The sequence below is a fragment of the Streptomyces sp. RKAG337 genome, from assembly GCF_023701715.1.
Taxonomy (GTDB): Bacteria; Actinomycetota; Actinomycetes; order Streptomycetales; family Streptomycetaceae; genus Actinacidiphila.
Map to the genome: position 1 here is coordinate 3,660,460 of NZ_JAJOZA010000001.1, position 11,991 is coordinate 3,672,450.

At 70.4% G+C, this 11,991-nt stretch carries 14 protein-coding genes; all 14 read left to right on the plus strand.

Going from position 1 to position 11,991, the window contains the following annotated elements:
- Positions 1-273 carry a hypothetical protein gene (locus LNW73_RS16215; RefSeq protein ID WP_250990396.1) on the plus strand — a complete coding sequence of 91 codons (273 nt, stop codon included), beginning with the start codon at positions 1-3 and terminating at the stop codon, positions 271-273.
- Between the two features lie 3 nt (positions 274-276).
- On the plus strand, positions 277-948 hold the full coding sequence (locus LNW73_RS16220; RefSeq protein WP_250990397.1) for a hypothetical protein: 672 nt from the start codon (positions 277-279) through the stop codon (positions 946-948).
- Positions 948-1,409: an HK97-gp10 family putative phage morphogenesis protein gene (locus LNW73_RS16225; RefSeq protein WP_250990398.1), complete on the plus strand. Its 462-nt coding sequence runs from the start codon at positions 948-950 to the stop codon at positions 1,407-1,409. The genes LNW73_RS16220 and LNW73_RS16225 overlap by 1 nt, the downstream gene beginning before the upstream one ends.
- Entirely contained in the window at positions 1,409-1,861 is a 453-nt protein-coding gene (locus tag LNW73_RS16230; protein WP_250990399.1) for a hypothetical protein, read from the plus strand. The genes LNW73_RS16225 and LNW73_RS16230 overlap by 1 nt, the downstream gene beginning before the upstream one ends.
- Before the next feature lie 341 nt (positions 1,862-2,202).
- The gene (locus tag LNW73_RS16235; RefSeq protein ID WP_250990400.1) at positions 2,203-2,766 is read left to right on the plus strand and encodes a phage tail protein; all 564 of its coding nucleotides are present in this window, start codon (positions 2,203-2,205) and stop codon (positions 2,764-2,766) included.
- A 94-nt stretch (positions 2,767-2,860) separates the two neighbouring features.
- On the plus strand, positions 2,861-3,379 hold the full coding sequence (locus tag LNW73_RS16240) for a hypothetical protein (RefSeq protein WP_250990401.1): 519 nt from the start codon (positions 2,861-2,863) through the stop codon (positions 3,377-3,379).
- Positions 3,376-3,519: a hypothetical protein gene (locus tag LNW73_RS16245; RefSeq protein ID WP_250990402.1), complete on the plus strand. Its 144-nt coding sequence runs from the start codon at positions 3,376-3,378 to the stop codon at positions 3,517-3,519. The genes LNW73_RS16240 and LNW73_RS16245 overlap by 4 nt, the downstream gene beginning before the upstream one ends.
- A 20-nt stretch (positions 3,520-3,539) precedes the next feature.
- Positions 3,540-6,965 (plus strand): hypothetical protein, encoded by a 3,426-nt coding sequence (locus LNW73_RS16250; RefSeq protein WP_250990403.1) that lies wholly within the window; start codon positions 3,540-3,542, stop codon positions 6,963-6,965.
- Between the two features lie 3 nt (positions 6,966-6,968).
- On the plus strand, positions 6,969-7,823 hold the full coding sequence (locus tag LNW73_RS16255; protein ID WP_250990404.1) for a phage distal tail protein: 855 nt from the start codon (positions 6,969-6,971) through the stop codon (positions 7,821-7,823).
- A 14-nt stretch (positions 7,824-7,837) separates the two neighbouring features.
- Positions 7,838-8,983 carry a hypothetical protein gene (locus tag LNW73_RS16260; protein ID WP_250990405.1) on the plus strand — a complete coding sequence of 382 codons (1,146 nt, stop codon included), beginning with the start codon at positions 7,838-7,840 and terminating at the stop codon, positions 8,981-8,983.
- A complete protein-coding gene (locus tag LNW73_RS16265) occupies positions 8,956-10,185 on the plus strand; it encodes a hypothetical protein (RefSeq protein ID WP_250990406.1) in 1,230 nt (409 codons plus the stop codon). The genes LNW73_RS16260 and LNW73_RS16265 overlap by 28 nt, the downstream gene beginning before the upstream one ends.
- Position 10,186: 1 nt before the next feature.
- Positions 10,187-10,669, plus strand: coding sequence for a hypothetical protein (locus tag LNW73_RS16270; protein WP_250990407.1), 483 nt, complete (start codon positions 10,187-10,189; stop codon positions 10,667-10,669).
- 10 nt (positions 10,670-10,679) lie between these two features.
- Positions 10,680-11,519, plus strand: coding sequence for a hypothetical protein (locus tag LNW73_RS16275; RefSeq protein WP_250990408.1), 840 nt, complete (start codon positions 10,680-10,682; stop codon positions 11,517-11,519).
- A gap of 47 nt (positions 11,520-11,566) precedes the next feature.
- A complete protein-coding gene (locus tag LNW73_RS16280; protein ID WP_250990409.1) occupies positions 11,567-11,830 on the plus strand; it encodes a hypothetical protein in 264 nt (87 codons plus the stop codon).
- Positions 11,831-11,991: the final 161 nt, after the last annotated feature.

Below are 11,991 nucleotides of genomic sequence, written 5' to 3' on the forward strand. Positions count from 1 at the left end.
ATGGCAGCCCGCAAGGAAACCGCCGACCCGGCCGCCACGGTCCGACCGCAGCAGTACGCGGCCGGTACCGGGTGGGACGTCGGGCAGACCGCACCGTCCGACGCGTTCCGGGCGCTGGACTCGGCCGGCTCCGGCGAGCCGACCGGCCCCGTCGTCCACACGCACCCGGGCGGCTACGCCCGGCAGATCGTCGCGAAGGGCGGCCTCGTCACCGAGGGCGTTCACCGCGAACTGGCCGCGGCCCCGGCCGCCGACGAGAGCGACGAGGACTGAGCGATGTACTGCACCGTGCAGCAGGCCCGCGAAGCCGGGACCACCGGGACTGACTCGGAGGTCGCCGCGTGGATCGCTGCTGCTACGGAACGGATCACCGCCTACACCCTGCAACTGTTCGAGCCAACTGTCCTGGCGGTGGTGGCGGACGTGGCGCCGGATGGACTGGTCATCCTTCCGCGCCGCGTCCGCACGGTCACCGCTGTGACGCCCGTCGGTGTCGACGACGCCCCGTCGCTCCCGTCGTCGGCGTACCGCGTCTCGTCGTCGTCGGTCCTCGGCGCGATCGACTCGGTACGTCTGGCGTGGGGCGGCTATGACGATCTCGTCGTCGGCGCCGAGAGCTGGAACGGCGGGTGGCGCGGCCTGTTCGAGCAGTACTGGACGGCACAGGTCCAGGTCACCGGCAGCTTCGGCTACGACACGGTGCCCGCGCTCGTCGAGCAGGCGTGCGCGCTGCTCGCCGCTCACGTCCAGGCCGACGCCCGTCCGTCGGACGCCGACGCCGCGCAGGACGACAGCCTCGACGTAGACGACGAGGGCAACAACGTCCGCATCACCGACGACGCCCCGACGACGGCCGTCACCCCCCGGTCGTCGACCGGCTCGACGCAGGCCGACGCCCTGCTCGCTACCTACCTCAACGCTGGCCCGATGCTGATCGGCGGCGTCTGATGGGCGGCCGCCTGTTCAACGCCAGCGCGACGACCCGCATCGACACGCGGGCGTACGAGCGCGGGCTCCGCCGGATCCTCGGCGGCATGTCCGACGACGTGAAGACGGCCGTCGTCCGGACGGGCTCCGACATCCAGAACAAGGCGCGTGAGCTGTGCCCGGTCGACACCGGCCGCCTGCGCTCCTCGATCGTGGCCAGGACCGAGACGCACGGCCGGAGCGTCGGCGTGGTCATCGGTACGAACGTGTCCTACGCGGCCGATGTGGAGTACGGCACGAAGCCGCACGTCATCCTCCCGAAGAACGGCAAAGCGTTGTTCTGGCCCGGCGCGAGGCACCCGGTCGCGAAGGTCAACCACCCGGGGACCAGGGCGCAGCCGTTCATGCGGCCGGCAGTCGCCATGGCGGAGCAGCTCCTCCGCCAGAACATCGCGCGCATCCGCGTCGGACGGGGGCGCTGATGGCCGCGACCACGAGCGGCGCCATCAAGGCGTACCTCGAAGCCCTCGCCCTCGGCGTGCCCGTCTTCCGCGACGGGCCCCGCCCCGGCCAGGACTACCCGTACATCGTCGTCACCGAGGCCGTGTCGATCGGCCCGGACGGTACGGCTGCCGGGGACTTCGGCGACCCGGCCGCCGAGGTGAACATCATCGAGGTCGCGACCGTCGACCTCGTGCAGCGGGGCCGCGCCAAGACCGGCGCGAGCACCACGAAGAACGTCGAGCGGTACGGCCTCGCCGAGGCCATCGCCCGCCGCCTGCACGGCTGCTCGCTGCCCGCCCACCCCGCGAAGGTGCACGGCGTCAAGGCCACCGACATCGACCGCATCCCCCTCGCCGACAACATCGTCCGCCACTCGATCACCGTGACCCTGCACCGCGAGCTACTGCTCTCGGAGGTGATCCCCGCATGACGGTCTTCACGCCCCTCGACCGCGAGCAGGTCATCGCCTACCTCGGCGACGCGTGGCCCGTCCCCGACGGCTCGACACTGCTGCGCCTGCCCGCCGACGGCATGACCGACGGCGCCGTGTCGGTGTACCCCGCCCCGGCCAACCCGGTACCGCGTGGTGGGCCGTCGACTCCGTCATCCCCCCGCAGGCCGCCGGCACCCCAGACGAGGCGCTCGCCGCGCTCATCCCCGGCTCGGTCCTCACCGTCATCGCGGACCCCGGTCCGCCGCCCGAGCCACCCCCGACGTAGCTCTCCTCCGCCCGATGAGCCGGACCCCGGCACCACAGGAAGGACACCACTCATGGCCGCCATGTCACATGTCACCAAGGTCTTCGCAGTTCAGGACTGCAAGATCTCCCCGCTCACCGCCGACCCGACCGGGGGCACCGCCACGTACGGCACCGCCATCGACGTGCCCGGCATCAAGACTCTGGAGATCAGCGGCGACATGGAGACCAAGGAGCTGCGCGGGGATAACACCCTGCTCGACTCCATCAGCAAGCTGACCAACGTCAAGGTCAAGGTCACGAACGCGAAGCTGTCGCTCGACGTCCTCGCCGCCCTGTTCGGGGGGGCGGTGGTCGACGTCACCAGCGGCACCATCTCCGCCGAGTGGGACCTCACGAGCACCAGCACCCCGGCCCCGTTCAAGATCGAGGGCGCGAGCCCCTCGAATGGCGCCGACTCCATCGGCGGTGACGTCCACTTCACCCTGCACAAGTGCTCGGCGTCCGGGTTCCCTGACCTCGGCTTCGCCGAAGAGGACTACCGCGTCACCGGGTTCGAGGCCGCCGCCGTGCCGCTCCTCGCCAACGGCAAGTGGCTGACGGCGCACCTCAACGCGGTCGCCGCAGTCATCGTCTAGCGCCGTCCCCGAGCCGTGCCACGCGCCGGCCGGGGACGCGCACCACCTCCCGCACATCCGCAGGCCGAACCCCGGCACTGACAGGAGTCACACCATGACCGCTACTGGCCTTGACCTGCTCGGACTCGGCAAGCCGATCATCCTCACCGACGGCACCGAGGTACAGCTCCGCTACTCGTTCCGGGCGCTGGCGCTCCTCGAAGCCCGCTTCGGATCCGTCGCCGCAGTTCAGGCGTCGATCGACTCGACCGGCGAAGGCGCCGCCTTCGGGCCGCTGCTCCAGATGATCGGCGCCGGGTGCGTCGGCCCCGGCGGCTTCGAGCCCCACCTTCGCGAGCACGTCGCCGCCGACGGCACCCGCACCGTCAGCCACATCGTGTACCGGCGCCGCACCGACCTCGCCGACCTCGCAGACCTGCTGCACCCCGGCCGCCTCGGCGAGTACGCCAGCGCCTTCGGTGCCGCTCTGAGCGCCGCCCTTGAGAGCCCGGGAAACGGCGCAGCGGGGCCGATCACGATCGAGGAAGTGAGGATCCCGGATTCCCCTGGGACGACCTCTACTACCTCGCCGTCGGTGCCCTCCACATTTCTCCCCTCACCTTCTGGGACATGACGCTGCCGCAGCTCATGACGCTCATCGACCGGCACCGCATCGCGACCGGGAGCAGCAGCAGCGAGGAACCGTCCGCGTCGGCCCCGGCCGCCGCAGGCGCCGAGGGATGGCTGTCCCTCGCCGCATTGCCCCACGACTGATCTGGAGGAGGTGACCCCGCATGGCCGATGACATCAACCTGCCGAACCTGCTCACGCATCTACAGGTGAACCTCGGGGACACCTCCGGTGTCGTGGCCGACGCCACCCGGCAGGGCTCCAGCGTCGGCGCCGCGCTCGGCGAGTCCCTGCAACGCCGGGTACAGGCGGCCGTCAACGACATCCCGCCCGTCGTCATCACCGACGACAGCAGCCAGTTCGACCGGGACCTCGACCGGGTCCGCCGTGACCTCCAGCGCCTCGGCGACCAGCGCATCGGCGTCGACATCAGCATCGAGGACGCGCTCCGCCAGATGGACCGGCTCCAGCCCCATCTGGACCGGCTCGCGCACACGCACCCCGACATCGACATCCGCGCCTCGGTCGGCGAGGCGCTCGCGAACCTCGCGGACCTGCGGGCCGCAGCGACCCGGGTTGACGACGAGCCCGTCGTGATCCGGCCCGAGGTGCGTGCCGCCCCGGCCATCGCGGAACTCTCGCTGCTGCGGCGGGCGCTGAACAACGCGGGGAGCGGAGCCCGCGGCCTGGCCGGCAGCATGGCGCCGGCACTCGCAACGTTCGGGCTGGCCGCCGCGAAGCTCGGCGCCGTCATCAACGTGGTCGGCGGTGTGGTCGCCGCCCTACAGAACATCGTGCCCGCAGCCTCGATCGGCGCGACCGCCCTCCTCGCAGTCGCGCAGGCGGGCGCCGTCATCAAGTTGGGCACGAGCGGTATCGGCGACGCGATCACGGCCGCGTTCGCTCCGGCAACCGGCGCGGCGGGCGGAGCAGCCGCAGCGTCGAACGGCTTCGCCGATGCACAGCGCGGCGTGGCGAAGGCGGTCGAGGCCGCAGCGCTCGCGAACACCAGGGCCGCGCGCGCGGTCAAGGACGCCGAGCGGGACGTCACGGACGCGCAGAAGGCGGCGCTCGACGCGCAGAAGGCGTTGACGCAGGCGCGCGAGGACGCGACCCGCGAACTCCAGGACATGAACGACTCGCTCGCGGAAGCCCGGATCAGCGAGCGGCAAGCCGTCCGCGACGTAGAGAAGGCGGAGGAGGCCCTCCTCAAGGTCCGCAGCACGGGCGCGGCCGACGACTCCGACGCGATGCGGGACGCGATCCTCGACCGCGACAAGGCCGTCCTGCGCCTCAAGGAGCAGCGCACCGAAACGGCCCGGCTGGCCGCCGACACCACGGCCGCGAACAAGGCCGGGGTCGAGGGCAGCAAGACCTACACCGACGCGCAGAAGGGCGTCAGCGACGCGCAACGGGAGGTCTCCGACCGGTCCCGTGATCTGGCCGACGCGCAGGCCGACGTCACCCGCACCGCGAAGGAGGGCGCCGAGCAGATCCGGCAGGCGAAGGAGGCGCTCGACGGCGCGGGCGCGGCGGCCGGCGGGGCGGCCGGCGGGGCCGACGCGTTCGCCGAGGCCATGGCCAAGCTCTCGCCCTCGGCGCGCGCGTTCGTCCGGGAGATCATCGCCCTCAAGCCCGCGTTCGACGACCTCAAGCTCGACGTCCAGGAGAAGCTGTTCAAGGGCCTCGACGAGGAACTGAAGACCACCGCGGCGGCTGTCCTGCCTGCGGTCCGCAAGGGGTTCCTCGACACGGCTGGCTCGCTGAACGAGATGGCGAAGGGCGTCGGGTCCGCGGCCCGCGACCTGGCGAAGAGCGGGACGCTCGGGCAGGCACTGGACTCCGCGGCGGCCGGACTGCACAACCTCGTGCGGATCCCCGGCCAGATCGTCACCGCGATCGGTCAGCTCGGCGCGGCCGGCGGCAGCCAGTTCGACCGGCTGACGGGGAAGGCGGGCGAGGCCGCCGACCGGATCAGCGCCAAGCTCTCGGCAGCGTTCGCCGACGGCCGTCTGAACAAGGCGATCGACGTCGCGATCGACGTCATCGGGCAGATCGTCGGCGTCGTCGGCAACGTCGGCGTGATCCTCGGCAACATCTTCGCGCCGGCCGTCTCGTCGGGCGGCAACCTGATCGGGGTCCTCCAAGACATCACGGGCTCGATCGCCGACGTCACCGGCACGAAGCCCGTGCAGGACGCGTTCAAGGCCCTGTTCGACCTGATGGGCAAGATCGGAAAAACCGTAGGGCCGCTGCTCTCCAAGGCCCTAACGGCACTGGCACCCATTTTCACTAAGCTCGGACCTCCAGCCGAACACCTGGTCGAGGTCTTGGGTGACGCCCTCGGCCCCATCATCGATGCCCTGGCGCCCGTCCTCGAAGATGCCGCGGGCTCGGTCGGGTTGCTGGTCGAGGCCGCGATCCCACTGATCCCCGTGATCGGCGATCTCGCGGTCAAGCTGCTGCCCGCCCTACTCCCGCTGATCGACGGCTGCTCGACCGTTTTCGAGGCTTTGGCACCCGTTGTCCAAGATGTCGCAGATGTACTAGGGACAACCCTCGGTCCTATCCTCGACGACCTGCCGACGCTGATCGGCCCGCTCGCCGAACTGCTGGCCCGAAACCTCGTGTTCGCCCTCCAGACCTGCGGCGATCTCCTCGTTGCCGTCGCCCCATCCCTGGCTGACCTGGGCGTTTCCCTCGGCGAACTCCTCGTCGCCGTCGCGCCGTTGATCATCGCCTTCATCGACTTCTCGGACAAGGGGCTCGCCAAGGCGACGCCGCTCCTCGTCCCGCTCATTGACCTGGTCGCGAAGCTCGCGGCGTATCTGGCCGACGTCCTCGGCGACGCCGTGACGAACGTGATCACCCCCGCCCTCCAGTTCCTCGCCGACCTGCTGCACGGCCGCTTCTCCGACGCGTGGGGCGCCTTCAAGACCGCAGCCTCGAACGCCGTGCGGCTCGTCCTCGAAAACTTCGGGGGCCTGCCCGGCAAGGCGGTCGCGGCACTCGCCGGGCTGGCCGGTCGCCTGGCCGGGGTCGCCGTCGACGCCGGCAACAAGTTCCTCGCGCCCGTGCAAAAGAAGATCGATGACGCCGTGACGTACATCGGCGACCTGCCGAACCGGGCGGGCCGTGCGCTCGGCGACCTCGGCGACCTGCTCTACCGGCAGGGCGGCGCACTGATCGAGGGCTTCCTCCGCGGGATCCGCGACAACATCCCGGGCGTCAAGAGCCTTCTCAGCTCGGTCACCGACTCCCTGCCCGACTGGAAGGGCCCGGCCGAGCGAGACGCACGGATCCTCACCCCGGCCGGCCGCCTGCTCATCGACGGCTTCATGCGCGGTATCGATCTGCAAGTCCCGTCGCTACAGGCGCAGCTACAGGGGCTGACGGCGCAGCTCGCGGGCATGGCTGGACTCGGCCCGTCCCTCGCGGGCGTGCCGACGGCGGGCGCCCTCGCCGCGTCGTACGCGGGCAGCGCGGCCCCGGCCGCTGGCCCCACCACCATCCACCTGCACGGCACCGAGGCGACACCCGAGGGCGTGTCGGCCGCGCTGTCCTGGCGCTCCAAAGTCGGGAGGCGATGACCCGTGATTCAGCAGCGACTCGGGCGCGTGCAGTGGGGCGACCTACAGTTCGGCCCCGGCAACGCGTACTCGGTGGCCTCGATCGAGGGCATCGACGACTTGCCCGGCATCCGGAGCCAGGATCTCGACAAGTCGGACCAGCACGGCGACTACACGGGCCCCGACTACACCGCGGCCCGCACGGTGCAGATCACCCTCAACCTGCTCGCTGCCTCGCCCGATGAGCTGCGGGCGCTGACGCTCGCGCTGCGCCGGGCAACACAGCCGCAGCGCCAACCGGCCGAGCTCCAGCTCCTCGACTGGGACATCGCCGTCCGCGGCAAGGTTCGCAAGAGGGCGCTGCCTTACGACGCCGGCAACCTGTGGCGGGCGGGATCGGCTGCGATCGAGTGGTACTGCGCGGACCCCTACCTCTACGGCCTCGCCGAGCAGTCGGCCGCGACGACGGCGTACTCCCCGGCCGCCGGCCGCACGTACCCGAGGACGTACCCGATGACGTACGGCGACTCGGGCGCGGCCGGGAAGCTCACCGCCAATAACGGCGGCGACTCGCCCGCCTACCCCCTGTTCCGCATCGACGGGCCCGTCGCGTCCCCCTCGATCGAGCAGACGAATGTCGGCGGGCAACTCGTCTTCGACACCACGCTCCAGCCCGGCGAGTTCCTCACCGTCGACACCCGCAGCCGCGCCGTCCTGTTCATGGGCACCACGCCCCGCCGGTCCTGGCTACGCGGCGGCGCCGTCTGGCCCCTGTTCCTGCCCGGCGACAACGAGGTCACCTACCGCGGCGCGGCGCTCCCCGGCGCCCCCGGTCAAACGTCCCTGCTGACCGCCACATGGCGTGACACCAGCCTGTAGAGAGGAGCCCACCCGTGACCGAGATCAATCCCCCAGCCTGGCTACAGGCCGGTAGCTACCCCGCCCGTACGGACCGCCTGTCCGCCGTGACGTCGCTGCTCAGCTACGCCGGCTTCTCGGTCGACGAGGCGACGCCGCTCCGGCCCCGGCAGGGCATGCGCCCGTCGTACCAGAACTACCAGCTCAAGGGCCGCGCTGCCGCCACCCCGAACATGACCGTCATCGTCAGCGGCGGCATGTGCTTCGTCGACAACCACGACGCCGCCGGGTACGGCACGTACGTCCTGGTCAACGACGGCGACAAGACGCTCACGATCGCGGCGGCTGGCGGCGCCGGGCAGTTCCGCAAAGACACGATCGTCGCGAGCGTGTACGACGCGGAGACCGCGGGCGCCCTGAATCAGTGGCAACTGGAGGTGATCCAGGGACCGTACGCCGCATCTGCTGGTGCGACCGTGCGCGGCACCCTGCCCTCGAACTGCGTCGTCGTCTGCGACGTCGCGCTCGCCCCGTCGCAGACGTCCGTCACTTCGGGCAACATCACCGATGGCCGAGCTTTCACGGTCGCACTCGGCGGCATCGCCCCGTTCTTCTCCAACGGCTTTCCGGACCACCCGCACCCCGGGCAGGTCATGTACCAGATGGACACTGACCTGTTCGTCTACGGCAAGGCCGACGGCAGCAAGGCGAACCTGCTCTCGGGCCTCGGCGGCCCTATCGCGTACGTGCGCAAGCCGTCCGACGAGTCGCTCGCCAGCTCGACCACGCTCCAGAACGACGACCATCTGACCCTGGCACTCGCCGCGGGCGCGACGTACGCCATCGAGGGGTACGTCAAGTACAGCCAGGCCCTCGGCGGCTCGGCGTCCACCGGCATCCGCGCAGGCTGGACAACCCCGGGCGGCTCGACGATGTCATGGGCGGCCCGCGGTACGAGCAGCCCCGTCGACCCGACCGGCTACGAGACCACCGCGAGCGCGGGCACCGCTACCCGCGACATGGCCTCGAACAGCGCCGTCGTCATGTCGTTCTCACCGATCGGGGAGATCACCACCGTCGGCGCCGGCAGCCTCGTCCTGCGCTGGTGCCAGATCGCGAGCAACGCAACGCCGACGATCGTCCGCTCCGGCTCGTGGCTGCGCGCCACCCGGCTCAGCTGATGGCCGGCATCCACGCACTCGACGCGCTCATCGGGCAGGCCGCTGAGCAGCCCGAGCACACGTACACGTTCCTGTTCTGCGACCTGCTGACCGATGCGGTCCTCGCCGAGCTGCCGCTCCAAGACGTCAGCTACGGCTACGAATTGAACGGCATCGGCGCGATGCGCGCGTTCGTCCCATTGAATAACGAAACCTTCCCCCTCGACCCAATCAACGCGACAACCGGCGGCCGGACCGCGGTGTACGTCGACCGCGACGGCTCGATCCTGTGGGGCGGCATCGTCTGGACCCGCGACCCCGCCAAGGGCGGAATGCAAATCCAGGCCGCCGAATTCCTTTCCTACTACCAGCACCGCTATATCACTCAGACCCTGTCGACCCTGCTGGAAAACGTCACCGCGAATCCGGCGCTCGTCCCCGACGGACGCCGCCTGTACAGCGATCAAAAGTCGTTGCTCTGGAGTCTGTTCCGCTGGTCATCAATAGCGGCCGGCGGCGGCATCCGGATCGACATCAACCCCCTCGCGGGTACGGGCCACGGCGTGAGCAGGGTCGCCACGTACTTCGGGTACGAGCGGCAAGAGCTGTTCGCCCTGATGAAGCAGCTCGCCTCGGCTGACGACGGCTTCGACTTCGGTATCGAGGTCGGATGGAACCCCGTCGTGAACAACGTCCCTCCGTCGCGCTTCCGGAAAGCTGTCTCCTGGTATCCGCGCCGCGGCCGGGCTGCCGCCGATAGCGGATTGGTGTTCTCCAAGGGGGGCCCGGCGGCGAACATCGTCGCCTACAACTGGCCCGAGGATTACACCGCGGTCGCGGACCAGGTATGGGCCGTGGGCGACGGCGACGGCGAGGCGCGCCTCATCGCGGGCGCCGCTGATCTGGACATGCTCGCGGCCGGGTGGCCGCTGCTGGAGTCGGTGCAGCGGTACGAGGGCGTCACCGAGCTGGCCACCCTGCAAGGCCACGCGAACGCCGACGTCAACGCCCGCTCGGTCGCCGACGTCGCGCCCTGGTTCGACGTCCTCGCCGACGGCGACCCCGCCCTCGGCGGGTACAGCGTGGGCGACGAGGCCACGTTCACCATCAGCGACGACCCGCGGTTTCCCGATGGGCTGGAGGCGCAACTCCGCATTGTGTCGATGGACGTCAACGCCAGCAAGCGTCCCGAGATCGTCCGCCTTACCTGCGTGGGGGTGTGACGTGCCGCAATACATCCGCGAGCAGTCGGTCGAGGAGCGCCTTGCAGTGCTGGAGGACCAGCTCGCGCAATTGCGGCGCAGCGGTCGCCGGGCTGACGAACTAGCCATGCACCCCACCAATTTCCGGGGTCTCAATTACGACGACTCGACGGCCTATACGACCGTGTGGGAGACCACTTTCACGCCCCGCTCGGCGTCGCTGAATCTCGGGCTGATGTTCATTGGCGACGTCGTCAGCGCCGTGAATACGGGCGGCGACTGGCAGGTCTTCGTGAACACGACGGACGTCATCGCGTCCGGCTCGGTGCCCGCGACGTTCTCGTACGTCCTCCCCGACCTCGCTCTCGACCTTTCCCCTTACCTCGCCAAGGCGGATCTCCGCATTGACGTACGCACCCGCCGGACGGCAGGCGCAACGACCGGCGGCCGGAACGGTTCCGGCGGCTGCATCGGCTCATCCATCCGCTACGCCCGCATGATCTGAAAGGGAAGCCATGACCGGTATACGCGACAAGCTCGTGAACCTGCTCCGGAGTAAGGCCGGCGTTCACGAGGGGCGCGACCCCAACGGCAACTGGAACAACGTCCAACAGTTCAGCCCTGAGACACCCGGTCTGGAGTGGTCACAGGGTCAGCCGTGGTGCGCCACCTTCGAGGCGTGGGCCGCGCACCGGGTCGGCGCCGATGCGCTCTGGCCGATGACGGCGTCCTGCTACACCGCGGTGCAGTGGTGGAAGGACCGCGGCCGGTTCACTGAATACCCGGTCCTCGGCGCGCCCTTCTACATGGGCAGCGCAGGCCAGGACCACACAGGCGTCGTGTACGCCTACGACGCCGACTCGATCTGGACCGTCGAGGGCAACACCAACGTGACCGGCTCCTACCAGGGCGACGGCGTCTACCTGCGGGTACGCCCTCGCCGTGGCGCTGGCAGCCCGTACGGCTACGGCGTGCCGAACTTCCCGGAAGGCACGATCTCCGCAGACCCGCGCCTCGGGGGCATCGCGTCCGCCAAGGTCGCCCCGCCGGCCGCCCCGCCGCAGGTCCGTGTCTCCCTCTCGCACATCGTCGCCGCGGCGCACGCCGACCCGAAGGCCCGGCAGGGCGCGACCACGTACCCGGCAGACGTGAACGTGGTTGAGGCCGCGCTCGCCGCCGAGGGCCTGCTCAGTTCGGCGTACTCGCACGACGGCTCGTTCGGCACCAAGACCGTCACCGCCTATGCCGCGCTCCAGCACCGCTACGGCTACGTCGGCGCGGCGGCCGACGGCATCCCCGGCCGCACCTCCCTCACCAAGCTCGGCGCGGCTCACGGCTTCGTCGTCATCGACTGACCGACCGCACCCGCGGCCGGATCACCTCAGAGAAATGGACAACTGCCATGGCCAGTACCCTTCCCTCCGCTGACACCGTCGTGAAGACGGCCGCGACCTACGGGCGCGATCTCGCGGAGCGCGTCATCTGGACGTTCCTCGTCGCGGCTGGCGGCGTCGCCCTCGCGGCCGGCCCGGCGAGCATGTTCTCCGCGTCGTTCTGGCAGACCGTCGGCACGGCCGGTATCGCGGCCGTCGGCTCGCTCGTCAAGGGCCTGTTCGCCCGCGTCGTCGGAAGCCGGAACTCCGCCTCGACTGTGGCAGGGGTCTAGTGCACGCGGCGGCCCGATGCGCACGGGCGCGGCTGGGCCGCCGCGGCATTGCCCTGCTCATCCTCGGCGTGGGCCTGGCCTCATGGGGACTCGGCTTCATCGCCGCCCCCACGACCAGCACGCGCGGGCTGGAGCTGCTTCTCCTCGTCGGGCCGATCCAC

Coding starts and splice junctions, on each gene's coding strand:
- LNW73_RS16215 (WP_250990396.1), top strand. CDS start 1: ATGGCAGCCCGCAAGGAAACCGCCGACCCGGCCGCCACGGTCCGACCG.
- LNW73_RS16220 (WP_250990397.1), top strand. CDS start 277: ATGTACTGCACCGTGCAGCAGGCCCGCGAAGCCGGGACCACCGGGACT.
- LNW73_RS16225 (WP_250990398.1), top strand. CDS start 948: ATGGGCGGCCGCCTGTTCAACGCCAGCGCGACGACCCGCATCGACACG.
- LNW73_RS16230 (WP_250990399.1), top strand. CDS start 1,409: ATGGCCGCGACCACGAGCGGCGCCATCAAGGCGTACCTCGAAGCCCTC.
- LNW73_RS16235 (WP_250990400.1), top strand. CDS start 2,203: ATGGCCGCCATGTCACATGTCACCAAGGTCTTCGCAGTTCAGGACTGC.
- LNW73_RS16240 (WP_250990401.1), top strand. CDS start 2,861: ATGACCGCTACTGGCCTTGACCTGCTCGGACTCGGCAAGCCGATCATC.
- LNW73_RS16245 (WP_250990402.1), top strand. CDS start 3,376: ATGACGCTGCCGCAGCTCATGACGCTCATCGACCGGCACCGCATCGCG.
- LNW73_RS16250 (WP_250990403.1), top strand. CDS start 3,540: ATGGCCGATGACATCAACCTGCCGAACCTGCTCACGCATCTACAGGTG.
- LNW73_RS16275 (WP_250990408.1), top strand. CDS start 10,680: ATGACCGGTATACGCGACAAGCTCGTGAACCTGCTCCGGAGTAAGGCC.
- LNW73_RS16280 (WP_250990409.1), top strand. CDS start 11,567: ATGGCCAGTACCCTTCCCTCCGCTGACACCGTCGTGAAGACGGCCGCG.